This window comes from Polynucleobacter sp. MWH-Loch1C5, assembly GCF_018881775.1.
Lineage (GTDB): Bacteria > Pseudomonadota > Gammaproteobacteria > Burkholderiales > Burkholderiaceae > Polynucleobacter.
Genome location: NZ_JACVPR010000001.1, coordinates 189,043 through 212,817, shown reverse-complemented (window position 1 = coordinate 212,817; position 23,775 = coordinate 189,043). Strand labels below are relative to the sequence as shown.

Annotated in this window: 25 protein-coding genes and 1 tRNA gene; 20 read left to right on the top strand and 6 right to left on the bottom strand. The window is 46.9% G+C overall.

Annotated elements, in window-relative coordinates:
• The first annotated feature begins 7 nt into the window (after positions 1-7).
• The 7 genes from infB to ICE94_RS01010 all read left to right on the top strand — a co-directional run bounded on the left by infB (position 8) and on the right by ICE94_RS01010 (position 8,004).
• Positions 8-2,740 (top strand): translation initiation factor IF-2, encoded by a 2,733-nt coding sequence (infB, locus tag ICE94_RS01040; RefSeq protein WP_216147577.1) that lies wholly within the window; start codon positions 8-10, stop codon positions 2,738-2,740.
• 3 nt (positions 2,741-2,743) lie between these two features.
• Complete coding sequence (gene rbfA / locus ICE94_RS01035) at positions 2,744-3,103, top strand: 30S ribosome-binding factor RbfA (RefSeq protein WP_216147575.1); 360 nt, start codon at positions 2,744-2,746, stop codon at positions 3,101-3,103.
• A complete protein-coding gene (truB, locus tag ICE94_RS01030) occupies positions 3,100-4,062 on the top strand; it encodes a tRNA pseudouridine(55) synthase TruB (protein ID WP_216147573.1) in 963 nt (320 codons plus the stop codon). Before rbfA ends, truB begins: the two co-directional genes overlap by 4 nt.
• 22 nt (positions 4,063-4,084) lie before the next feature.
• On the top strand, positions 4,085-5,914 hold the full coding sequence (gene typA, locus ICE94_RS01025) for a translational GTPase TypA (RefSeq protein WP_216147571.1): 1,830 nt from the start codon (positions 4,085-4,087) through the stop codon (positions 5,912-5,914).
• Positions 5,915-5,938: 24 nt separating this feature from the next.
• Positions 5,939-6,829 carry a pseudouridine synthase gene (locus tag ICE94_RS01020; protein ID WP_216147569.1) on the top strand — a complete coding sequence of 297 codons (891 nt, stop codon included), beginning with the start codon at positions 5,939-5,941 and terminating at the stop codon, positions 6,827-6,829.
• Positions 6,830-6,833: 4 nt separating this feature from the next.
• Entirely contained in the window at positions 6,834-7,913 is a 1,080-nt protein-coding gene (dusA, locus tag ICE94_RS01015; protein WP_216147560.1) for a tRNA dihydrouridine(20/20a) synthase DusA, read from the top strand.
• 15 nt (positions 7,914-7,928) lie between these two features.
• Positions 7,929-8,004: transfer RNA gene (locus tag ICE94_RS01010), tRNA-His, on the top strand.
• 85 nt (positions 8,005-8,089) lie between these two features.
• Here the strand turns inward: ICE94_RS01010 and ICE94_RS01005 are convergent.
• On the bottom strand, positions 8,090-8,482 hold the full coding sequence (locus ICE94_RS01005; RefSeq protein WP_216147558.1) for a hypothetical protein: 393 nt from the start codon (positions 8,480-8,482) through the stop codon (positions 8,090-8,092).
• Between the two features lie 141 nt (positions 8,483-8,623).
• Between ICE94_RS01005 and ICE94_RS01000 the strand changes: the two genes are divergently transcribed.
• Both ICE94_RS01000 and ICE94_RS00995 read left to right on the top strand, forming a co-directional pair.
• Positions 8,624-9,007: a cytochrome c5 family protein gene (locus ICE94_RS01000; protein ID WP_216147557.1), complete on the top strand. Its 384-nt coding sequence runs from the start codon at positions 8,624-8,626 to the stop codon at positions 9,005-9,007.
• A 44-nt stretch (positions 9,008-9,051) separates the two neighbouring features.
• Entirely contained in the window at positions 9,052-9,939 is an 888-nt protein-coding gene (locus ICE94_RS00995) for a lipid A biosynthesis acyltransferase (RefSeq protein WP_216147554.1), read from the top strand.
• A gap of 15 nt (positions 9,940-9,954) precedes the next feature.
• Here the strand turns inward: ICE94_RS00995 and lexA are convergent, their stop codons facing one another.
• A complete protein-coding gene (lexA, locus tag ICE94_RS00990; RefSeq protein ID WP_216147551.1) occupies positions 9,955-10,614 on the bottom strand; it encodes a transcriptional repressor LexA in 660 nt (219 codons plus the stop codon).
• A 55-nt stretch (positions 10,615-10,669) separates the two neighbouring features.
• On the opposite strand from lexA, the gene ICE94_RS00985 reads away from it, so the two are divergent.
• The 8 genes from ICE94_RS00985 to ICE94_RS00950 all read left to right on the top strand — a co-directional run bounded on the left by ICE94_RS00985 (position 10,670) and on the right by ICE94_RS00950 (position 16,353).
• On the top strand, positions 10,670-11,641 hold the full coding sequence (locus ICE94_RS00985; RefSeq protein WP_216147548.1) for an asparaginase: 972 nt from the start codon (positions 10,670-10,672) through the stop codon (positions 11,639-11,641).
• 93 nt (positions 11,642-11,734) lie between these two features.
• Positions 11,735-12,106, top strand: coding sequence for a 30S ribosomal protein S6 (rpsF, locus tag ICE94_RS00980; protein ID WP_216147546.1), 372 nt, complete (start codon positions 11,735-11,737; stop codon positions 12,104-12,106).
• Positions 12,107-12,127: 21 nt separating this feature from the next.
• The gene (priB, locus tag ICE94_RS00975; protein WP_216147542.1) at positions 12,128-12,415 is read left to right on the top strand and encodes a primosomal replication protein N; all 288 of its coding nucleotides are present in this window, start codon (positions 12,128-12,130) and stop codon (positions 12,413-12,415) included.
• A gap of 11 nt (positions 12,416-12,426) precedes the next feature.
• The gene (rpsR, locus tag ICE94_RS00970) at positions 12,427-12,705 is read left to right on the top strand and encodes a 30S ribosomal protein S18 (RefSeq protein WP_216147539.1); all 279 of its coding nucleotides are present in this window, start codon (positions 12,427-12,429) and stop codon (positions 12,703-12,705) included.
• 15 nt (positions 12,706-12,720) lie between these two features.
• Positions 12,721-13,173 carry a 50S ribosomal protein L9 gene (rplI, locus tag ICE94_RS00965; protein WP_216147536.1) on the top strand — a complete coding sequence of 151 codons (453 nt, stop codon included), beginning with the start codon at positions 12,721-12,723 and terminating at the stop codon, positions 13,171-13,173.
• 39 nt (positions 13,174-13,212) lie between these two features.
• Positions 13,213-14,613, top strand: coding sequence for a replicative DNA helicase (gene dnaB / locus ICE94_RS00960; RefSeq protein ID WP_216147533.1), 1,401 nt, complete (start codon positions 13,213-13,215; stop codon positions 14,611-14,613).
• A gap of 103 nt (positions 14,614-14,716) precedes the next feature.
• Positions 14,717-15,343: a DUF47 domain-containing protein gene (locus tag ICE94_RS00955; RefSeq protein WP_216147531.1), complete on the top strand. Its 627-nt coding sequence runs from the start codon at positions 14,717-14,719 to the stop codon at positions 15,341-15,343.
• Complete coding sequence (locus tag ICE94_RS00950; protein WP_216147529.1) at positions 15,343-16,353, top strand: inorganic phosphate transporter; 1,011 nt, start codon at positions 15,343-15,345, stop codon at positions 16,351-16,353. The genes ICE94_RS00955 and ICE94_RS00950 overlap by 1 nt, the downstream gene beginning before the upstream one ends.
• Before the next feature lie 8 nt (positions 16,354-16,361).
• Here the strand turns inward: ICE94_RS00950 and ICE94_RS00945 are convergent, their stop codons facing one another.
• The 4 genes from ICE94_RS00945 to ICE94_RS00930 all read right to left on the bottom strand — a co-directional run bounded on the left by ICE94_RS00945 (position 16,362) and on the right by ICE94_RS00930 (position 19,625).
• Complete coding sequence (locus tag ICE94_RS00945; protein ID WP_255539045.1) at positions 16,362-16,940, bottom strand: C40 family peptidase; 579 nt, start codon at positions 16,938-16,940, stop codon at positions 16,362-16,364.
• The gene (locus ICE94_RS00940; RefSeq protein WP_216147526.1) at positions 16,921-18,588 is read right to left on the bottom strand and encodes a PhoH family protein; all 1,668 of its coding nucleotides are present in this window, start codon (positions 18,586-18,588) and stop codon (positions 16,921-16,923) included. The genes ICE94_RS00945 and ICE94_RS00940 overlap by 20 nt, the downstream gene beginning before the upstream one ends.
• 130 nt (positions 18,589-18,718) lie before the next feature.
• Positions 18,719-19,183 carry a peroxiredoxin gene (locus tag ICE94_RS00935; RefSeq protein ID WP_216147523.1) on the bottom strand — a complete coding sequence of 155 codons (465 nt, stop codon included), beginning with the start codon at positions 19,181-19,183 and terminating at the stop codon, positions 18,719-18,721.
• 70 nt (positions 19,184-19,253) lie between these two features.
• A complete protein-coding gene (locus ICE94_RS00930) occupies positions 19,254-19,625 on the bottom strand; it encodes an Mth938-like domain-containing protein (protein WP_216147520.1) in 372 nt (123 codons plus the stop codon).
• Positions 19,626-19,705: 80 nt separating this feature from the next.
• Here ICE94_RS00930 and ICE94_RS00925 point away from each other — a divergent pair, with 80 nt between their 5' ends.
• Genes ICE94_RS00925 through thrC form a run of 3 tightly spaced genes read left to right on the top strand, consistent with a single transcriptional unit; the run spans position 19,706 to position 23,737 of the window.
• Positions 19,706-20,932, top strand: coding sequence for an aminotransferase class I/II-fold pyridoxal phosphate-dependent enzyme (locus tag ICE94_RS00925; protein ID WP_216147517.1), 1,227 nt, complete (start codon positions 19,706-19,708; stop codon positions 20,930-20,932).
• A gap of 38 nt (positions 20,933-20,970) precedes the next feature.
• Positions 20,971-22,281 carry a homoserine dehydrogenase gene (locus tag ICE94_RS00920; RefSeq protein ID WP_216147514.1) on the top strand — a complete coding sequence of 437 codons (1,311 nt, stop codon included), beginning with the start codon at positions 20,971-20,973 and terminating at the stop codon, positions 22,279-22,281.
• 10 nt (positions 22,282-22,291) lie between these two features.
• Complete coding sequence (gene thrC, locus ICE94_RS00915; RefSeq protein ID WP_216147511.1) at positions 22,292-23,737, top strand: threonine synthase; 1,446 nt, start codon at positions 22,292-22,294, stop codon at positions 23,735-23,737.
• Positions 23,738-23,775 lie beyond the last annotated feature (38 nt).

Below are 23,775 nucleotides of genomic sequence, written 5' to 3'. Positions count from 1 at the left end.
GGTTCGCATGGCGACCACGACCGTACAAGATTTGGCAAAAGAACTGAAGCGCACTCCAGAGGCATTATTGGAGCAGCTTCAGGCCGCAGGTATTAGTAAGACATCTGTGGAAGATAAATTAACAGAAAAAGATAAAACCAAACTTTTGGATTATCTGCGTACTGCTCATGGTTCAGCTGAACCAACAGCGCGTAAGAAAATTACCTTAACGAAGCGTGAAACTACAGAAATTCGTCAAGCGGATTCTGCAGGTCGCACACGGACTGTTCAGGTAGAGGTTCGTAAAAAACGCGTACTCGTGAAGCGTGATGAAGCCGCGAGTGCTGAGCCTGAGAGTGTTGCAGCTCCTGTGCAGCATGTGCTCGATGATGCTGAATTAGCGAAGCGTGAGGCTGAAGCCAAGCGTCAAGCTGAGTTGTTGGCCCGTCAAGAAGCAGATATGAAGGCTGAGTTAGAGCGCAAAGCCAAAGAAGAGGCTGAGCGCCAAGCTGCTAAAGCTCAGAAAGCTGCCGAGCAAGCGATTGAGCCGAGCGCTGCAGATGTGCAAGAAGAAGCACAAGAAACAGCGAAGGCTAAAGCGAGTGCACAAGCCAAGGATGAAGAGTTAGAGCAGTTACGTGTGCGTCGTGCGAAAGCTGAGGCTGAAGCATTAGCGATTCGAGAAATGATGAATGCGCCAGCGCGCGTTCTCAAAGCACCTAAGCCACCTGAGGAAGAGAAAAAAGGCACATTACACAAGCCAGTGAAGGCAGAAGGTGCCGATGCAGATAAGAAAAAAGATAAAGCTAAGCCAGGTAAGACCATCAAGTCTTCTGAGTCCTCATCGACTTGGCAAGAAGAGGGTGCTAAAAAGCGTCCGGGTGGCTTGAAAGTTCGTGGTGATGCTACAGGTGGTACAGGCGGTGGTTGGCGCACAGGGGGTGGTAAGAAGAAATCCCATCAAGCCGAACAAGCGACTAATTTTGTCGCACCTACTGAGCCTGTGGTGCGTGATGTTCATATTCCAGAAACGATTACTGTCTCTGAGTTAGCGCATAAGATGTCTGTTAAAGGCGCTGAGGTCATTAAGTTGCTCATGGGCATGGGGCAAATGGTGACAATCAACCAAGTCTTGGATCAAGACACGGCCATGATCATCGTTGAAGAAATGGGTCATCGTGCTTTTGCAGCGAAATTAGACGATCCTGAGTCTGATCTCAACACTGAAGCGCATGAGTCTGAGCTATTTCCAAGACCTCCAGTCGTTACTGTGATGGGTCACGTGGATCACGGTAAGACTTCTTTGCTAGATAAGATTCGTGCAACCAAAGTAGCCTCTGGCGAAGCCGGTGGTATTACGCAGCACATCGGTGCTTATCACGTTGAGACACAACGCGGCATGATTACTTTCTTGGATACGCCAGGTCACGAGGCCTTTACGGCCATGCGTGCTCGCGGTGCACAAGCGACTGATATTGTTATTTTGGTTGTGGCAGCAGATGATGGTGTGATGCCGCAAACTAAGGAGGCGATTGCCCATGCTAAAGCAGCGGGTGTGCCTTTAGTCGTGGCAGTCAACAAAATTGATAAACCAGAAGCTAATCCTGAGCGTGTCAAGCAAGAGTTGGTCGCTGAGGAAGTGGTTCCAGAAGAATACGGTGGTGACTCGCCATTTATTCCTGTATCTGCTAAGACCGGTGCAGGTATTGATGAGTTACTCGAAAACGTTTTGTTACAAGCTGAAGTTTTAGAGTTAACTGCGCCACGTGATGCGGCAGCAAAAGGCTTAGTGATTGAAGCCAAGTTAGATAAAGGTAAAGGCCCGGTAGCGACCATTTTGGTTCAATCGGGTACCTTAAAGCGTGGTGACATGCTTTTGGCTGGCCAATCATTTGGTCGCGTGCGTGCCATGTTGGACGAAAACGGTAAGCCATGTCAGGAAGCTGGACCCTCTATTCCAGTAGAGATTCAAGGTTTATCAGAAGTGCCGGCAGCTGGTGAAGAAGTTATTGTGGTTGCAGATGAGCGTAAGGCTCGTGAAATTGCTTTGTTCCGTCAGGGTAAGTTCCGTGATGTGAAGTTAGCTAAACAGCAGGCCGTCAAATTAGAAAGCATGTTTGAGAACATGGGTGAGGGTAGTGTTGAGGCAAAGACTTTGCCGATCATCATCAAGGCCGATGTACAAGGTTCTCAAGAAGCACTTTCTCAATCTTTGATGAAGCTCTCTACTCCGGAAGTACGTGTACAGATTATTCATGCGGCTGTTGGTGGCATTACTGAAACCGACATTAACTTGGCGGTGGCTTCTAAGGCAGTCGTGATCGGCTTTAATTCACGAGCTGACGCAACGGCCAGAAAGCTGGCAGAAGCCAATGGCGTGGATATTCGTTACTACAACATCATCTATGATGCGGTGGATGAGGTGAAGGCTGCTATGGGTGGTATGTTGGCACCTGAGAAGAAAGAAGAAGTCACGGGCCTCGTTGAGATTCGTCAGGTATTCCACGTTTCTAAGGTCGGTTCTATCGCCGGTTGTATGGTCTTAGAGGGTCTCGTCAAACGTTCATCAAGAGCTCGTTTATTACGTAATAACGTAGTTATTTGGAGTGGTGAGCTCGATTCATTGAAGCGTTTCAAAGATGACGTTAAAGAGGTGAAGGGCGGTTTTGAGTGTGGCCTTTCATTGCGCGGTTATAACGATATTGAAGTCGGTGACCAGCTTGAGATTTATGAAGTCACTGAAGTAGCAAGAACTTTATAAAGTATGAGCGGTAAAAACCATCGTCATCAACGAGTCGCTGATCAAATTCAGAGGGACTTGGCTGAGCTGATCCCGAAAGAGGTGCGTGATCCTAAGGTAGGATTAATCACCTTGCAATCGGTGGAGCTCAGCCCTGACTTAGCGCATGCGAAGGTTTTTTTTACGGTATTAGGTGGTGATGAGGCGTTAGCCTTACAGGCGCTCAAGGAAAAAGCTGGTTATTTGCATTCACTTTTATTTAAGCGTCTGCATATTCACACTGTACCGACATTACATTTTTTTCATGATGCATCGATTGAGCGTGGTATTGAGATGTCACGTCTGATTGATCAAGCTCTGGGCGACCGCCACAAACCATCATGATTTCCCCAGCTATTCATGGGGTGGTCTTGCTGGATAAACCTGCAGGCATTACCTCGCAAACTGCCGTCACCATCGTCAAGCGTATCTTTGGTGCGCAAAAGGCTGGTCATACGGGTACCTTAGATCCGATGGCGAGCGGTTTGCTCCCTGTTTGTTTGGGTGAGGCAACAAAATATTCTCAGGATTTGTTGGATGCTGATAAGACCTATTTAGCGGAAATTCGTTGGGGTCAATCCACCAATACAGGTGATGCTGAAGGTGAGATTGTGGCTCAGGCGCACCCTGATTTTGATATAGAGGATGCTGATCTATTGAGAGAGCGGCTTTGCGCATTACAAAGTCGTTTTCTTGGGACTATCGAGCAAGTACCGCCTATGTACTCTGCTTTAAAAAAGGATGGGAAGCCTTTGTATGAATATGCGCGGGCTGGTCAAGAAATTGAACGAGTCGCACGAACTGTAGAAATTCATTCATTAGATTGGTTGGTGATGGCCTGGCCTAAATCGAGTCTTAGGGTCGCGTGTAGTAAGGGTACTTATATACGTACTTTGGCTGAAGATATGGGGCATGCTCTGGGTTGCGGTGCGCACTTAAGCGCTTTGCGTCGCGAAGCGGTGGGCCATTTACAACTAGACAAAGCGCACACCTTAGAGGAGTTACGCGCCATGGACGCTGACCGATTAAATCGAGTTTTGTTGCCAGTCGATGCCTTGGTTCAGAATTTAAGCAGTTTAGGCCTAGGGCAGAGTCAAGCCGAACGTTTTTGTTTAGGCCAGCGAGTGCCTGTGGTGTCGAATACAGATCAGAGCACGGGTCACGCAGTACGGACCAGTGATGAGGAGGAGCAAGTACTACGAATTTATCGTGGTTCTATCGCTTCAGATAATTTTTTGGGGACGGCTAACTTTCGTAAGGGGGTATTGCACCCTAAGCGTTTGATGGCACAAGTCGCCGCCTAATTGATAGAAAAGAGAGCCAAGTATGACTACAAACCGCGCCTTAAGAAATATTGCGATTATTGCCCACGTGGACCACGGTAAGACCACGTTGGTTGACCAGTTATTGCGTCAATCAGGTACTTTCCGTGAAAACCAACAGGTCGCTGAACGCGTCATGGATTCTAACGACATTGAAAAAGAGCGTGGTATCACGATCTTAGCCAAGAATTGTGCTGTGGAATATGAAGGCACACATATTAATATCGTCGACACCCCGGGGCACGCCGACTTTGGTGGAGAGGTCGAGCGTGTCTTATCGATGGTCGACGGTGTGCTATTGCTGGTTGATGCGGTTGAGGGCCCTATGCCGCAGACTCGCTTTGTGACTAAAAAAGCGCTTGCATTAGGATTAAAGCCAATTGTGGTGGTTAATAAAGTAGATCGTCCGGGTGCACGTACTGACTACGTAGTGAATGCAACCTTTGAGCTCTTTGATAAATTGGGTGCTACAGAAGAGCAGTTGGACTTCCCAGTCGTTTATGCCTCTGGCTTGAGTGGTTATGCAGGCCTCACAGATGATGTACGCAGTGGTGATATGAAGCCGCTCTTTGAAACGATTTTGAAGTACGTGCCGGTGCGTGATGATGATCCTAATGGACCATTGCAGTTGCAGATTTCATCGATTGATTACAACAGTTATGTCGGTAAGATTGGTGTGGGTCGTATTAAACGTGGCACAGTCAAGCCTGGGCAGAACGTAGTTTGTGCCAATGGCCCAGACGGCCAAGCATTTAATGGCAGAATCAATCAGGTACTGAAGTTCCGCGGTTTGGAGCGTGAGTTGGTCGATCAAGCGATTGCTGGCGATATCGTTTTGATCAACGGGATTGAAGAGTTGGGTATTGGTACTACTGTTTGTGCAGCAGATGCATTAGAGCCATTGCCGATGCTGAAAGTAGACGAGCCGACACTGACTATGAACTTTATGGTGAACACCAGTCCTTTAGCTGGTCGCGAGGGTAAGTTTGTGACTAGCCGTCAGATTCGTGATCGACTGAATAAAGAGTTAAAACACAATATGGCGTTGCGTGTGAATGACACAGATGATGATACTGTCTTCGAAGTATCGGGTCGTGGTGAATTACATCTCACCATTCTCATTGAAAACATGCGTCGTGAAGGTTATGAGTTAGCAGTTTCAAGACCGCGCGTGGTGTTTAAAGAAGAAAATGGCGTCAAATTAGAGCCTTATGAAAATCTCACTGTAGACGTAGAAGATAACACCCAAGGTTCTGTCATGGAAGAATTAGGCAAACGCAAGGGTGAGCTTTTGGATATGGTTTCTGATGGTAAGGGTAGAACCCGTTTGGAATATCGTATTCCTGCGCGTGGCTTGATTGGTTTTCAGGGGGACTTTCTGACTATGACGCGTGGTACGGGTCTGATGAGTCACACCTTTGATGCCTATGGACCTGTGAAAGATGGTGTTTTAGGTGAGCGTCATAATGGTGTTCTGATTTCTCAAGATGATGGTGATGCAGTCGCTTATGCTTTATGGAAACTGCAAGATCGTGGTCGCATGTTTGTGTCTCCTGGTGAGCCGCTTTATGAGGGCATGGTGATTGGTATTCATAGTCGTGATAATGACTTGGTCGTCAACCCCATTAAAGGTAAGCAGTTAACTAACGTGCGCGCCTCAGGTACTGATGAAGCAGTGCGTTTGGTCCCACCTGTACAACTCAATCTTGAGTACGCTGTTGAGTTCATTGCTGATGATGAATTGGTAGAGGTCACGCCCAAGAGTATTCGTATTCGTAAGCGTTATCTCAAAGAGCATGAGCGTAAAAAGGCGTCTCGCGAGGCGGTTGTTTAAGCCTTTGCACTTAAAGGGGGTTAGATGAACTCTGCTCATGCGCAGTTTTCTTCCAGAGTTTATCTACCCGCTGATCAGTCTTACCCTGATTTACTCTCCTTTTTCTGCGCTCATTTCCCGCATATCCCGTCTGCAGAGTGGCAGGAAAGATTCTGTTTGGGTTTGGTGCAAGATGAGAATCAACAGACTCTTGCGGCTGACGACCCGTATTGTCCGGGCGTACATCTGCGTTATTTCAAGCGAGTCAATCAAGAGCCACAGATTCCCTTTGAAGAAGAGATCATCTTTGAAAATGAGCGTCTTTTGGTGGCAGATAAACCTCATTTTTTACCTGTGACACCGTCAGGACAATATCTCATGCAGACGCTCTTAAATCGTTTAAGAGTCAAAACTGGCAATACTGAGTTGTCGCCATTGCATCGCATTGATCGCGATACGGCCGGCTTGGTCGTTTTTGCAAAACGTGCAGGTGATCGCGCCTTGTATCAAAATTTATTTCGTGATCGTCACATACAAAAAATCTATGAGGCGATCGCCCCGTACCAAGCCCATTTTCGTAATCCTAGAGTGCGTGAGAGTCGTTTAGAGCCTGGTGCCCATTTTTTACAAATGATAGAGGTGGGCGGAAGCCCTAACACCCATACTTTGATTGAATATCTTGAGCATCAGGGTATGTGGGCACGTTATCGTTTAATACCCACCACAGGAAAAAAACATCAGCTACGTGTGCACATGAATGCTTTAGACATACCTATCAAAAATGATGCGATTTATCCTACTTTGACTCCCTTTGCTGGAACAGATTTACCCTTTGATCGACCTTTGCAATTGCTAGCAAAGTCTCTGAGTTTTATCGATCCTATCGATTCGCAGTCGTATGAATTCCATAGTCGACAAGTACTGCGCCTACAATAAAGATATGACTTCTCCCAAGAGACTTGCTGTGGCACCGATGATGGATTGGACGGATCGTCATTGCCGTACTTTTCATCGAGGTCTCAGTCGTCATGCAGTTTTATATTCAGAAATGGTCACTACTGGAGCCCTCATCTACGGGGATCAGGCGCGTCATTTAGATTACAGTGCCTGTGAACACCCCGTTGTTCTGCAGTTGGGAGGTAGTGAGCCTCATGATTTAGCGGCGTGTGTCAAATTGGCTGAGCAGTGGGGCTACGATGAGGTTGACCTCAATTGTGGTTGTCCATCAGAGCGCGTACAACGCGGCTCTTTTGGAGCCTGTTTAATGGCCGAGCCTCAATTGGTCGCAGATTGCGTGAAAGCGATGGTGGACGTCGCCAATCGACCCATTACTGTGAAGCATCGTCTTGGTTTGAATGAGATGGATGCGCAAGGACAGGTTGCTGATTATCAATGGGTTCTCGATTTTATGTGTCAGGTTGCGCAGGCGGGCGCTACACAGTTAACGATCCATGCCCGCAATGCCGTACTCAAAGGTTTGTCGCCTAAAGAAAATCGTGAGGTGCCCCCGCTGCGATATGACATTGCTAAACGTTTACGGCAGGATGTGCAGCGACATTTTCCGCACGTCCGCATTTTGCTCAATGGTGGTTTAGCCAGCAATCACGATATCGTGCGTTATTGGCATGACTTTGATGGTTTTATGGTGGGACGTGCTGCCTATCACACGCCTGCTATGTTGTTGGACTGGGATCGTTTGATCACTTCGGATGCGACCGAGATGGGCCATTTTTTCGGTGCAGAGGATTGGTTACGTATCACTGAGGCATTAATTGCTCAGGCTATTGATTGGCGCGAGCATTGCATGAAAGCTGGGCGACCTTTTCACTTGGCAGCGATTACCCGACATATCTTAGGTCTAGCGCATGGCAAGGGAGGATCGCGCTACTGGCGTAGGCAATTATCGGATTATGCGCAGTTGGCAGAGGTTCAAAGTGATGAACAAATTCGCGAATTCTTTGTTCGTGCGAACCAACAGCTGCGTATCGTGGTTGAAGAAGAAGACGCTGACAGGGTATAATCTCATTTCTCTGCGGTGGCTGTAGCTCAGTTGGTAGAGTCCAGGATTGTGATTCCTGTTGTCGTGGGTTCGAGTCCCATCAGCCACCCCATCTACTGTTTATCTCATTTTCGCTTATTTACTATCAAGCCCTCCTAAGCGCTTGTGAAAATCGCTTCATTGTGAGCACACATCAATCAGTCTTTAATACGGATTTTTTGCAAACTGCTGTCGTCACTTTGCTCCACTGTTTGAGTTTGACCTTTCAAAAATACCCACCAATGCGAGAACGCAGCGGATGCTGCAATCACTAGGCCGATGCGCCAATCAAGGCTGTGCCCGAGTATCCACCATAAGGCGCATACAAAAGTTACCGTGTAGGTTCGACCAGACTCCCAAGACACAAGTAGGTAGAGACCGGCGATGAGGGCAATAAAGCTTAGATGGCTTAGTGATTCGGATTCGAACATGTAAAAAAGCAGATTCGCACCCAAGTACAGATCGACTAGCAGAATATGAATGACTAGAAACCCGTGGGAAGAAAACAGTTTCCAGAACTGCTGATTAAAACGCTCACTGAACATGAACATATAGACTCCCTAGCCGGGTGATGGATATTTGTAAGCTTATAGTAAGAATTAAATCATTGCTGACCCTATCGCAAAAATGGGTACCCCTAATTTGGATTTAGACTAAGATAACTATATGTTTAACCCAAGCATTAAAAATCAATGAAAACAATTACTTATCTAATTTCAGCACTCACGCTTTCAGCCGCTTCTAGTGTTTGGGCTTCCGGAGAAGCGATTTATAAGCAGGCCTGCATGGCCTGTCATGGTGCGGGTGTAGCGGGTGCTCCCAAAACAGGGGATAAGGCTAAGTGGGCCCCCTTGATTAAGGAAGGTCAGGCTGTATTAACTGCCCACGGGTATGTGGGTGTGCGTGGCATGCCGCCCAAAGGGGGTCAACCCGATCTGAGTGTTGAAGGTTTTGCTAGTGCCGTAGTCTATATGGCGAATCAAAGTGGTGGGCAGTGGAAGGAGCCTGATGCTAATCTTTTACAGGCTATTCACAAAGAGATTGAAAAGCGCGAGAAGCAACTTAAAAAGAAATAAGTTGATCCGCTTCGTCTAAAAAACTTCATGCGAAAATCTCAGGCATGAAGTTTTTTTTTAATTGTCTAGCGCACGCCTTTTTATGGCTCCTCGCGCACATTCCTTATCGCTGGACTGTCCATGTGGGCTATTTTCTGGCACGCTTAGCGCCACGTTTTTCTAAGTCACGTGTGAAGGTGATTGCCGCTAATTTGCGCGCGTGTTTTCCGCAAATGAGTGAGTCAGAGCGTGAGCAAATTCAAAAAGAACACTGGCGCTTACTCGGTCGAAGCTTTGCTGAACGAGGTATTTTGTGGTTAGGTAGTGAGCAACAAATTACAGAATTAGTCGAGGTGCAATCGGCTGTGAATTTGGCAGATGGTAAGCCACGGCTTTACGTTGGCATGCATATGGTCGGTATCGAGGCTGGTTTAATCGCAATATCTTTACATCTAAAAAAGCTCGGTGTTAAACCCGGTATTACGCTCTATATTCACATGACCAATGATTATTTTGAGCCACGCATTAAGGCTTGGCGTGAGCGTTTTGGCGCACGTATGCTATTGCGTGAGCATCACGGTCGCGAGTTGATTCGTGAGATAAAGCAGGGTACCTTTGTGTGCTTATCACCTGATATGGATTTGGGCCGTAAAGACTCTGCCTTTGTGCCATTTTTTGGGGTGGCTACTAATACTGTTTTATCTGTGTCTAAGATGGCCCAGTTGGCAGGTGCTGAGGTATGCCCCATCTACACCGTACTCAAAGAGGATGGGTCAGGTTATGTTTGTCATGTGGGTGAGGCTTGGCCAGGTTTTCCGAGTGAAGATGCCATCGCAGATACAGCGCGCATGAATGCTTTTTTCGAAACAGTGATTCGTCCGCGCATTCCGGAGTACTATTGGATACACAAGCGCTTTAAAAATCGTCCTGATGGTGAAAAATCGATTTACTAAGAAGACTATCTTAGTTTAGAGACCACCAGGTCGAATCAGCCCCACAGCAAGACCTTCAACAACAATTTCTTCACGACGTGGATCAATCAGAATATTTTCAAAATCTGGATTTTCAGCCACTAGCTCAATCATCAAACCATGGTTGGTCTTCTTTTGTGACCAACGTTTCACGGTGACTTCATCTTCAAGTCGTGCAACCACAATATCACCGCTGCGTACATCACTTGTTTTTTTCACAGCGAGGTAGTCACCTTCCAAAATACCGGCGTCACGCATACTCATGCCACGTACTTTGAGTAGGTAGTCAGCTCCTCGGTCAAAGAGGCAAGGATCTACTGGGATTTGTTTCTCAACATGTTCTACAGCTAGGATGGGTGAGCCTGCTGCCACACGCCCAATCAAAGGCAAACTCAATTGCTGTAAAGCGGCAATGGGTAGAGTCATTTGATGGGCTAATTTAATACCGCGTGAAGTGCCTGGACTCAGTTCTAAGTAACCTTTTCGGGATAGGGCGCGTAAATGTTCTTCAGCAGCGTTCGCGGAGGCAAACCCCAGTTGTTTGGCAATTTCAGCGCGTGTTGGTGGCATACCGCTTTTAGCGATACTGTCTTGGATGAGCTCCAAGATTTCTTCTTGCCGAGCGGTCAATTTGGGTTTGACTGTATTTGTATCCATGCTGTGATTCTATACAGTGATTTCATTCCACGCAAGACCCCTCGATAATGTTTTTATGAATTCTGCACATTTAATGGTTTTAGGCATGGGCGGCACGATTGCCGGCTTGGCTCATGATCCGTCTAAGCCCATGGCTTACCAAGCGGGGGCTTTGGCAATTACCGATTTGATTCGTGAGGCGGCCAGTGATTTTGGTGAGTTGGAATGTATTCAGGTGGCCAATATAGATAGCCGTCATATGCATGAGGCTTTAATGATCGATTTAGCCCATGCAGTTGAAGCGGGGTTAGAGCGTGATGATATCTCGGGGATCGTCATTACCCATGGGACGGATACTCTTGAGGAAACCGCTATTTTTTTACATGCGACCTTGGGTAAGTTGGCCAGTCACCATAAGAAAGCGGTTGTCTTAACCGGTGCTATGTTGCCTGCTAATGCTGACCATGCCGATGGCCCAGCGAATCTGCGAGCCGCTTTAATGTTGGCTAAGGAGGCTAAGCAGAACCAACAGTTTGGGGTTTTGGCTGTGATGGCGGGTAAGCCATGTTTAGCCAGAGAGTTATCCAAACAGCATACCCATGCCTTAGATGCTCTCGTGATGAGTGCCCGTGAGCTAGATGGCCCGATTCATAAGCGTCAAGCTGATGTGATGTTACCCACAACGATTGATTGGCCGTGGGTAGAGATTGTGACTAGTCATGCAGGAGCGTCTGCCAAAGCGGTTGATTTACTTGTTAAAGAAGGCGTTAAGGGCATTGTGATTGCTGGCACAGGGCAGGGTAGCGTTCATAAAGAGATGTCTGAGGCGCTTTTGATGGCTGCCGAGTTAGGGGTGGCTGTGGTGCGCTCTTCAAGGGTTGGGGCTGGGGTCGTTTTTTCTGAAATTCCCGAGCCAGATACGCAGTGGAATTGGGTTTCAGCCCGTGATTTGAACCCACCCAAAGCCAGAATTGCCCTACAGTTGGCTCTTTTAGAGGAAAAAACCACCCAAAATCGCGATTGGCGCACTATTTTTGCTACAATTTAGTGCTGTAGTTTTTTTAAGCCTTGTCACACTGGTGATGTGCCTAAACAGTGGTTCATCAGACGCCCAGGTGGCTTTTATCCATAAGGAGTAGATATGCGTCACTATGAAATCGTTTTTATCGTCCATCCGGACCAAAGCGAGCAAGTGCCTGCCATGATCGAGAAGTACAAGAGTACTGTCGCGACACAAGGTGGTAAGGTACATCGCGTAGAAGATTGGGGTCGTCGTCAGATGGCTTACATGATCGACAAGCTCGCCAAAGCTCACTATGTTTGCATGAATATCGAATGTGGTTTGAACACACTCGAAGAACTCGAGCATTCATTTAAGTTTAACGATGCGGTTTTGCGTCACTTGGTAATCAAGATGAAGAAGGCTGAAACAGAGCCATCCATCATGATGAAGCAAGTTGAGCGTGAAGAAGCACGTAAAGCTCAACAAGCTACGGAGGCGCCTGCTGCCTAATAGGCACTGAGCTGGCTAGGGTTGAATCACTTCATCCTCACTGCCACCTTAATTGCTAAAGAGGCTCTGCGTTATACACCGGCCGGTCTTCCTGTTGTGCAATGTCAATTAGAGCATTGCGGTGAAGTGATAGAAGATCAACAAGTTCGGCGTATACAAATGAGTTTGACAGCAATAGCGATTGGAACAATTGCCCAGCAATTAGAACAATGGCCCCTAGGTGAGCAAAGGCAGTGTGAAGGTTTCATGGCCCCGCAAAGTCAGCGCAGCCAGCGGCTCGTCTTTCATATCACGAATCTAAATACGTAAAGGATTTAAACATGGCATACGGTAATAACGAGGATCGCAAAAATAAGCGTCCTGCCCAACAAAACCCATTATTCAAGCGCAAGCGTTTTTGTCGTTTCACGGCAGCTGGCGTAGACCAGATTGACTACAAAGATGTAGACACTCTACGTGACTTCATTGCTGAAAACGGCAAGATTATTCCTGCCCGTTTAACCGGCACCAAAGCCTTGTATCAGCGTCAGTTGGAAACAGCGATTAAGCGCGCACGTTTCTTGGCATTGATGCCTTTCACCGATCAACATAAGAAATAATCAGGGAGTCATTCGATGCAAGTTATTCTCCTCGAGAAAGTCGCCAACCTCGGTAATTTGGGCGATATCGTTAAAGTTAAAGATGGTTATGCACGTAACTTCTTGATCCCACAACGCATGGCTCGTCGTGCTACAGAAACAGCGATTGCTGAGTTTGAAGCCAAGCGTGCTGAACTTGAAAAAGCAGCTGCCGAAAAATTAGCAGCCGCTAAAGCTGTCGGTGAGAAGCTCAACGGTGTTGTTGTACAAATCAAACAAAAGGCCGGTGTGGATGGTCGTTTATTTGGTTCTGTAACTAACCATGATGTGGCAGAAGCGTTACAGCAAAAAGGTTTCCAGATTGAGAAGGCCAATGTGCGTATGCCAACCGGTCCATTGAAGATGGTCGGTGATCACGCTCTATCTGTTGCCGTGCATACGGATGTTGTTGTCGACATCACTGTGCAAGTGATTGGTGAGCAGGTTTAATTAGCATTTGTCTGATATCACCTCTGATATCATCAAGACATGGCTGATTCTGCAATCCAAGCATTAAAAGTACCTCCGCATTCCGTCGAGGCCGAGCAATCGGTGCTCGGCGGTTTGCTTTTGGACAATGCTTCTTGGGATCGTGTCGGTGATGTTCTCACTGAGCAAGATTTTTATCGCCCTGATCATGCGCTCATTTATCGAGTGATTGGACGATTAGTATCTGATGGTATGCCGGCTGATGTGATTACTGTCGCAGAAGCCATGAAGAGCCAGAGCGATGGTCAAGCGATTGGTATTGATTACCTCAATTCTTTAGCGCAAGCTACGCCTAGCGCAGCCAATATTCGTGGTTATGCTGAAATTGTGCGCGATCGCAGTGTGCTGCGTCGTTTAATTCAAGTATCAGACACGATTGCTAGCTCTGCCTTTACGCCCGAAGGCCGACATGTGCGCACAATTTTGGATGAAGCCGAGTCTCGTATTTTGGCTATTGGTGAAGAGGGTAATCGTGGTAAGACGGATTACTTTGAAATCAGCAACCTTCTAACTGATGTCGTGACTCGTATTGATGAGCTTTATCATCGTCAGGGCGGAAGTGATGTTACGGGTGTGGCGACAGGCTTTATTGACTTGGATCGTCAGACCAGTGGTTTACAAAAAGGCGACTTAATTATTGTTGCCGGTCGTCCATCCATGGGTAAAACTGCATTTTCAGTCAATATTGCTGAGAATGTGGCTCTCAAAGAGGGTTTACCTGTTTTAGTGTTCTCGATGGAGATGGGCGCGTCTCAATTGGCCTCGCGTATCTTGGGTTCGGTCGGTCGTATTGACCAATCGCGCATGCGCACAGGCAAGTTGCAAGAAGATGAGTGGCCTAAGATCACTGAGGCGATTGCGCGTTTAAATGAAACGACCATCATGATTGATGAGACGGGGGCTTTAAGTAGTTTAGAACTCAGAGCCAGAGCACGTCGTGTAGCTCGTAAATGTGGGGCTCTAGGTTTAATCGTGGTGGACTACTTGCAGTTAATGAGTGGTAGTGGTGGCGGTAGTAGCGAAAACCGAGCCACAGAAATTTCAGAAATTTCACGTTCTTTAAAATCCCTCGCCAAAGAGTTACAGTGCCCCGTGATTGCTTTGTCGCAGCTCAACCGTGGTTTAGAGCAACGACCTAACAAACGTCCGGTGATGTCAGATTTGCGTGAGTCGGGCGCCATTGAACAAGATGCCGACTTGATCTTGTTTATCTACCGTGACGAGGTTTATCACCCCGATACCACCACAGACAAGGGTATTGCTGAGATCATCGTCGCCAAACAGCGTAACGGTCCCATTGGCACCGTTAAATTAAGTTGGCAAGGTCAATTTACGAAGTTCGATAATTTAGCCCAAAGCTATGGCGGTGGTGGCATGTCCGCCAACTACGAGCCGTTCTAATCTAATTCCTACCCTAGACATTTCGGCTGCTTTTTTTTGGGCCAGTGACGCGCATAGACTAAAATGATGACAGTTTTGTGTCATGTCATAAAAAAGGACGTCTATGCTCGGTCGCTTCATGCCTAAAGAAGAAAACTTCTTCGAATTATTCAATCAGCATGCTCATTTGTGTGTCACTGGGGCAGAAGAGCTATACAAACTAGTCAACGATTTGCCCAATGCCGCTGATCATACTCAGGCGATTCAATCTTCTGAGAAAAAAGCAGACAAAATCACTCACGAGACAATTGATTTGCTCCACAAGACATTTATTACACCCTTAGATCGTGATGAGATTCATAAGCTCATCACTACCATGGATGATATTTTGGACTTGATGGAAGATGTGGCTGAAGTCATTCAGTTATACGATGTGACTCAAGTGACTCCTGAGGCCGTCGAGTTAGCACGTATTTGTGTAGCTTGCTGTGAGCGTGTGAGTGTTGCGGTTGGCAAATTGCATGATATGAAAAATGCCAAAGATATTTTACGTATTGCCACAGAAATCGACATGCTGGAGTCTGATGCTGACCGTGTCATGCGTTCAGCCATCTCGGTTTTATTCAGAGAAGAAAACGATTTCAAGCGTTTGATGAAGCTCAAAGCGGTTTATGAGTTACTCGAGACTATTACAGATAAGTGTGAAGATGTCGCGAACATTCTCGAAGGTATTGTTCTGGAAAACGCCTGATGTCAACATTAGAAATTAGTATGTGGGTGATGGTCCTCTTAGTGGGCTTAGCACTCTTATTTGACTTCATGAATGGTTTTCATGATGCCGCGAACTCAATTGCTACGGTAGTCTCTACGGGAGTTCTCAAGCCCCAACAGGCTGTCGCTTTGGCTGCTTTCTTTAACTTCATTGCTATTTTGGTATTTCAGCTCAAGGTGGCTGCGACCGTTGGCAAAGGCACCATTGATCCAGCGGTGGTGGATCACGTAGTCATTTTTGGTGCTCTATCAGGTGCTATTGTGTGGAATGTCATCACTTGGTGGTTCGGCATTCCATCAAGCTCTTCTCATGCCTTGATTGGTGGTTTGGTGGGAGCTGGTTTAGCCAAAGCAGGGCCAGTTGCCCTTATTAGCTCGGGTGTCATTAAGACCATCTTGTTCATTTTGGTGTCTCCTCTCTTAGGTTTCACATTGGGAGCTTTGTTAACACTCTTATTTTCTTGGTTATGTTTCAGAATGTCTCCCGCTTATGTGGATCGTTGGTTTAGACGTTTACAGTTAGTCTCTGCGTCGATGTATAGCTTGGGCCATGGTGGTAATGATGCGCAAAAGACGATCGGGATTATTTGGCTCTTGTTAATCACAGGGGGCTACATATCGACTACAGATACAGCACCGCCAATGTGGGTGATTGTGTCTTGTTATGTGGCGATTGGTTTAGGAACGCTCTTCGGTGGCTGGCGCATTGTCAAGACCATGGGGCAGAAGATCACTAAGCTCAAACCCTTTGGCGGTTTTTGTGCTGAAACGGGTGGTGCAATGACTTTATTCTTGGCGGGTGCCTTGGGTATTCCGGTGTCAACGACGCATACCATCACCGGAGCGATTGTTGGAGTCGGTTCTGCACGACGTGCTTCGTCGGTACGTTGGGGTCTAGCAGGTAGCATTGTCTGGGCTTGGGTCTTAACCATCCCCGCGTCTGCACTCATGGCAGCTGCAGCCTGGTGGCTCGGACGCTTCTTTTTATAAAGACGCAGTTAGTTTTTAGAACGTGATGCAGTGCTTGTCGCAATCCGGCGTGATTCGGTAAAGCGACTCGACCAATACGGTGAAGAGATTTTCTCTAGACGTACTGTGCCCCCTTTAGAGGGGGCATGGACGAAGCGTCCTTGACCTACATAAATACCCACATGAGAGTGTTTATGGCCTTGGGTGTTAAAAAATACTAAATCTCCTGGAGCAGGGGTTTGATTGCCCAGGGATTGGCCCACTTGACCAATCCCTTCTACGGTTCTTGGTAGTTTGATTTGTCCTACCTTTTGATAAACGTAGCCAATCAAGCCACTACAGTCAAAGCCACCTTTAGGCGTGTTACCCCCATATCGATAAGGAACCCCCACGAGGCCAATGGCCGCGATGGAATAGTCCTCTAGACCGGCGCTGACCACTTGAGAAAAATCAGGTAAGGAGGAAGTTCGAAAAGGTAGCGATGAGCAAGCAGATAAAACACCGCAACTCATAATGAGTAAACCGCATCGCAAAACGCTACGCCGACCCTTGGGGGTCGGTGTAGCTCGGCCATGATCTGATTGAGTTTTAGAGTGCGTCAGCTGCATGATCGGCTAAGCGCGAGCGCTCACCGCGTGCCAAAGTCACGTGACCGCTGTGACGCCATCCTTTGAATCGATCGACCACATAGGTAAGACCCGAAGAGCCTTCAGTCAAATACGGCGTATCAATCTGTGCAATATTGCCTAAGCAAATAATCTTGGTGCCCGGACCTGCACGCGTCACTAAGGTTTTCATTTGTTTAGGCGTTAAGTTTTGTGCTTCATCAATGATCACAAACTTACTCACGAAAGTACGGCCACGCATAAAGTTCATACTTTTAACTTTGATGCGTGAGCGGATGAGTTCTTGAGTTGCGGCACGACCCCATTCGCCAGCGCCATCATCGCTACGATGTAAGACTTCGAGGTTGTCATCAAAAGCGCCCATCCAAGGTTGCATTTTTTCTTCTTCAGTCCCTGGTAAAAAGCCGATATCTTCGCCCACAGGAACCGTGGCACGGGTAATGATGATCTCGTTATAGCGTTTACTATCTAAGACTTGCTCAAGTCCTGCAGCAAGCGCTAGTAAGGTTTTTCCGGTACCTGCTTGACCTAAGAGAGTGACAAAATCTATCTCAGGGTTCATGAGTAAATTCATCGCAAAGTTTTGTTCACGATTTCTAGCCGTGATGCTCCAAACATTATTTTTCTGATGTGAAAAATCACGGAGTGTTTGCAGTAGTGCGGTTTTACCTTGAATCTCTTTGACTTGAGCATAAAAAGGTGTGCTGCCGTCGGGATTTTCTTGATAGACGAACTGGTTCACCATCATATGGGCAACACTCGGGCCTGTGACGCGGTAAAACATCGTGCCTGACTTGGTGTCGCTCCAGCTTTCCATGTCTTTACCGTGTTTTGGCCAGAAGTCAATCGGCAGTTGGAGTACGCCGGAGTACATTAAGTCACGGTCTTCTAAGACCTGATCGTTAAAGTAATCCTCAGCGGGCAGACCCAATGCGCGCGCTTTAATACGCATATTGATGTCTTTAGAGACTAGAACAACCTGACGATCTTTGCGCGCCTGCTGTAGGTCACGCACGACGCCCAAAATCATGTTGTCAGCCTTGCCTGTGGGTAAGCCATCGGGAAGATTGATTTGATTGAGTGAGACTTGGAAAAACAGTCGACCCGTAGCGTCTTTATTACCCAATTTATTCAGAGGAATACCTTCTTCGAGTATGCCACTGGTGCCCGCCACTAAATTGTCGAGAGAGCGACTCACAGTACGAGCATTACGTGCGACTTCACTCATCCCTTTTTTATGGTTATCGAGTTCTTCGAGTGTCATCATGGGTAGATAGACATCATGCTCCTCGAAACGAAAGAGCGCTGTAGGATCGTGCATTAATACATTCGTGTCGAGCACAAACAAACGAGTGATGCCATCATCTGGTGTTTTTCTAACCTTAGGGCTGGCCTTGGGCGTGTTGAGTTTGCTAGCTGCTTTCTTGCCTTTTTCAGGAGCTCTCATGCGCTCTAGGGTAGCGAGTGTCATAGCACTACTATCCACCGGCTCTGCAATGACTTCTGCAGGCTCATCCATCTCAGTGATAGTGGCTTCGATGCGTTTGGGACGTTTTTTTAACTCTGCTTTAGGTTGGCGACGGATATTGACTTGGTCTGCAATTTGGGAAGGTACTGGTGGCAGAGGCATTCCGGAGGTCTCCTAATAAAGAAAAAACCGCCTACCGGGTGGGGTGGCGGTTATTGAGGGTGAAGTTATTGTGTGCATCTGAGTGATAACTTATCCTAATTTTTATGACATTGCAAACAATTTAAATAAATTAAATTTTTTGTGCTGCTTGAAGTACATCTTGAACATGCCCAGGAACTTTCAGGCCGCGCCACTCATGTCGTAAGATGCCTTGGGCATCAATTAAAAAGGTGCTGCGTTCAATACCGCGAACCTGCTTGCCATACATATTTTTCATTTTAATGACGCCGAAAAGCTGGCAGGCAATCTCATCTTCATCGCTGAGTAGTTCGAAGGGCAATTCAATCTTTCGTTTGAAGTTCTCATGGGACTTAAGACTGTCTCTAGAAATGCCAACGATCACCGTATTGGCTTGCGTAAAAGCATCAATGTGGTCTCTGAAATCCATCGCTTCTACGGTGCAACCTGGGGTGGCATCCTTGGGATAGAAATACATGACAATATTTTTACCCAAGCAGGCTGATGGGCTAAATGTCAGACCGCTAGTTGCGGGAATTTCAAAATGGGGCACCGCTTTGCCAAGAGCAACTGACATGGAGTCTCCTTTTATATTATGTTTTACGTATTTATAGCAGACTTATGTCCTAAAAGACCGATTTTCAAGGTCAATCAATCAGAAAAGCCCCTAGAACTTGGCGACCTTCTGCCATCAATATATTGTAGGTTCGACAAGCCGCCTGTAAATCCATGGTTTCTATGCCGATTTTGGCAGCGAATAAAGGAGCCAATAGTTCTGGTTTTGGGAAGCGGATACGGTGACCGCTGCCAAATATGATGACTTGCGGTTGTAAGCTCGCCATTTGGGCGAAATCGGCGCTGGTAAGATCCTCAAACCGACTCACAGGCCACGGAGTAATAGGGCCTTCAGGCATGACCCAGATAGAAGTGGGGTGGCTGAGATGGTTGATTTCAATAAAGCCTGGCCCATAACGGGTCACAGTATTGAGATTTTGGGCTGCATCAGGCTGTAGTTTCAAGGGGTAGGCCTTCAAGCTCTGTCATAATTACAAAATTATAGATAAATTAAGACTTTAGGGTCATTTCTGGGCTGGCTATTGTGAAAGAAATTAAAAAATCGAACAAACTCAATAACGTTTGCTACGACATTCGCGGCCCCGTCTTAGAGCTTGCTCAACAGATGGAGGAAGAGGGTCAAAAGATTATCAAATTGAATATTGGTAATGTCGGCGTTTTTGGTTTTGATCCGCCTGAAGAAATACAGTTGGACATGATTCGTAATTTAGCGAATGCCGCACCTTACTCAGATTCAAAGGGTATTTTCTCCGCACGTAAAGCCATCATGCATTACTGCCAAGAAAAAGAAATTCAGGGTGTGATGCTAGAAGATATCTATACCGGTAATGGCGTGTCTGAGCTCATTGTTTTGGCAATGAATGCCTTGCTCAACGCCCAAGATGAAGTTTTGGTACCGGCCCCAGATTACCCATTGTGGACGGCGGCTGTCTCATTATCCGGTGGCACACCTGTTCATTATCTCTGTGATGAGAGCAAAGACTGGAACCCTGATCTAGATGATATTCGTAAAAAAATATCACCCAAGACCAAGGCGATTGTTGTTATTAACCCCAACAATCCCACCGGAGCTGTCTACAGTCCTGAGACGCTCAAGGCCATCATCGCCGTGGCACGTGAGCACGGCCTGATTATCTTTGCTGATGAAATCTACGATAAAACCTTGTTTGATGGTGTCAAACATCATTCGATTGCGGCATTGTCGACGGATGTCCTCACGGTCAGTTTTAATGGTTTATCTAAAAACTATCGTTCTTGTGGATATCGCGCCGGTTGGATGGTGGTTTCAGGGGACAAGAGTGCTGCTAAAGATTACATTGAGGGATTGAATATGCTCTCCTCTATGCGTCTTTGTGCCAATGTCCCTGGTCAATATGCGATTCAGACCGCTCTAGGTGGCTATCAGAGTATTAACGATTTAGTGGCAGAAGGCGGTCGATTGCGTCGTCAGCGTGACTTGGCTTATGAACTGGTGACTCAGATCCCTGGTGTTACTTGTGTTAAGCCCAAAGCAGCTTTGTATTTGTTCCCTAAGCTCGATCCTAAGATGTACCCCATCGAAGATGATCAGGCTTTTGTTGCGCAATTGCTTAAGGAAGAGAAGGTGCTCCTGGTCCAAGGTAGCGGTTTTAACTGGCCACAAGCGGATCACTTCCGAATTGTTTTCTTACCTCATGAAGATGTTCTGCGTGAGGCCATTGGTCGTTTAGCGAGATTTTTGGAACGCTATCGTCAAAAATACGGTCAATAACTTTTTTAATTCATTTATTAGAGAGTCGTCGAGTTTTTATGAAACCTATTCAAGTTGGCTTATTGGGCATTGGTACTGTAGGCGGTGGTGTTTTCACCGTTCTTGAGCGTAATCAAGAAGAGATTCAGCGTCGTGCTGGACGGGGCATTCAGATTCATACTGTTGCTGATTTGGATACGGCTCGTGCAGAAGCGTTAGTTAAAGGACGTGCCAAAGTCGTTAATGATGCTAAGTTGGTCGTGAATAATCCTGAGATTGATGTTGTCGTGGAGCTGATTGGTGGCTATGGCATTGCGAAGGACTTAGTCTTAGCAGCGATTGCTCAAGGCAAACATGTAGTCACTGCTAATAAGGCCTTATTGGCAGTGCACGGTAATGAAATTTTTGCTGCGGCTCAAGCCAAAGGTGTCACAGTGGCCTTTGAGGCTGCGGTTGCGGGTGGCATTCCGATTATCAAGGCCTTGCGTGAAGGTTTGACTGCCAACCGTATCGAATGGATTGCCGGCATCATCAATGGCACCACCAATTTCATCTTGTCCGAGATGCGTGACAAAGGTCTAGATTTTGACGTGGTGCTCAAAGAGGCTCAACGCTTAGGTTATGCAGAAGCCGACCCAACATTTGATATCGAGGGCGTTGATGCTGCTCACAAGGCTACCATTATGAGTGCGATTGCCTTTGGTATACCGATGCAATTTGATAAAGCACATATTGAAGGCATTACAAAATTATCTGCTGTTGATATTCGTTATGCGGAGCAATTGGGATACCGCATTAAATTATTGGGCATCACTAAAAAAACTCAAGACGGAGTTGAGTTGCGTGTGCATCCTACTTTAATTCCAAGTAAGCGTTTGATCGCTAACGTCGAGGGCGCCATGAATGCCGTCCAAGTTCAAGGTGATGCAGTCGGTACCACTTTGTACTACGGTAAAGGTGCTGGTGCTGAGCCGACTGCTTCAGCCGTCATTGCAGATCTAGTGGATGTGACGCGCTTGCAAACGGCGGACCCTGAGCAGCGTGTGCCGCATCTGGCTTTCCAGCCAGGTTCTGTAGTGAATACAACGGTCATGCCTATGGGCGAGGTCACTACTAGCTATTACTTGCGTATGCGCGTTGCTGATGTGGCTGGCGTTTTGGCTGACATCACGCGCGTCATGGCAGATCACGGCATTTCTATTGATGCGATGTTGCAGCGTGAAGCTGGAGATGGCGAGAACCAAACAGATCTCATTATGCTCACTCACGAAACCAAGGAAAAGCATATCTTGGCTGCTATCACAAAAATTGAAACACTCAAGACGGTGGAGGGCTCAGTCACCAAAATCCGCTTGGAAAACCTGAGTTAAGAGATTTTTTATGAAATACGTTTCAACGCGCGGTCATGAAGCTAAGCTCGGCTTTTCGGAAATTTTGTTAGAAGGCTTGGCTGCTGATGGTGGCCTCTACATGCCAGAAAGCTATCCAAAAGTCACTCGTGAACAACTCGATCAGTGGCGTCATCTCTCTTATGCTGATTTGGCATATGAAGTGTTGAGCCTGTATTGCGATGACATTCCGAGTGATGATTTACGTCAAATTCTTAGAAAGACTTATACCGCAGAAGTTTATTGCAATGGACGGAGTGCAGATAATGCCAATGACATTACACCTATCCATTGGCTAGGCGATGAGCAAGGTACGCGCGTCGGTCTTTTGAGCTTATCGAATGGCCCCACGCTCGCCTTTAAAGATATGGCGATGCAGCTTCTAGGCCATCTATTTGAGTACACCTTAGCTAAGCGCGGTCAAGAGTTAAATATTTTGGGCGCAACATCGGGAGATACCGGTAGTGCTGCGGAATATGCGATGCGCGGTAAAAAAGGGGTACGCGTCTTTATGTTATCGCCACATGGCAAGATGAGTCCCTTCCAAGTGGCGCAGATGTATTCTTTGCAAGACCCCAACATCATCAATATTGCTATTGAAGGTGTTTTTGATGATGCGCAAGACATTGTCAAGGCGGTCAGTAATGATTTGACATTCAAGGCGCGTCAGAAGATTGGCACAGTGAACTCTATCAATTGGGCGCGGGTTGTAGCGCAAGTGGTGTACTACTTCAAAGGATACTTGGCGGCAACTACTAGCAGTGAGCAAAAAGTATCTTTTTGTGTGCCTTCAGGTAACTTCGGTAATGTTTGCGCGGGCCACATCGCGCGGATGATGGGTTTACCGATTGAAAAATTAGTCGTGGCCACCAATGAAAATGATGTTTTGGATGAGTTTTTCAAAACAGGAGTTTACCGTGCGCGTAAATCAGCAGAGACATTTCATACATCAAGCCCATCGATGGATATTTCCAAAGCCAGTAATTTCGAGCGTTTCATCTATGATTTACTCGATCATGATGGTGCACGTGTGAAGCAAATGTTTAAAGATGTCGACACGCTCGGGGGCTTTGACCTAGCGGCGGATCCGGTATTTAAAAAAGTGGCATCTTACGGATTTGTATCTGGACGTAGTACCCATCAAAATCGTTTAGAGACGATTCGCGATGTGCACGGAAAGTATTCAGTGCTTATCGATACACACACTGCTGATGGGGTTCGTGTGGCACGTGATTATTTGCAAAGCAATATTCCGATGTTGGTGCTGGAGACCGCCTTGCCGATCAAATTTGCCGAAACCATTGCTGAGGCGATTGGTCGCCTACCGGATAGGCCAGCGAGCTTTGTGGGTATTGAGGATCAGCCACAACGTGTGATGGTCATGGCAGCTGATGTCCAAGCTGTCAAGTCTTTAATTGAAGAGCATACGGGTTTGTAAAAAACGGTATAGTCTTATCTAGGACTATACCCATCATA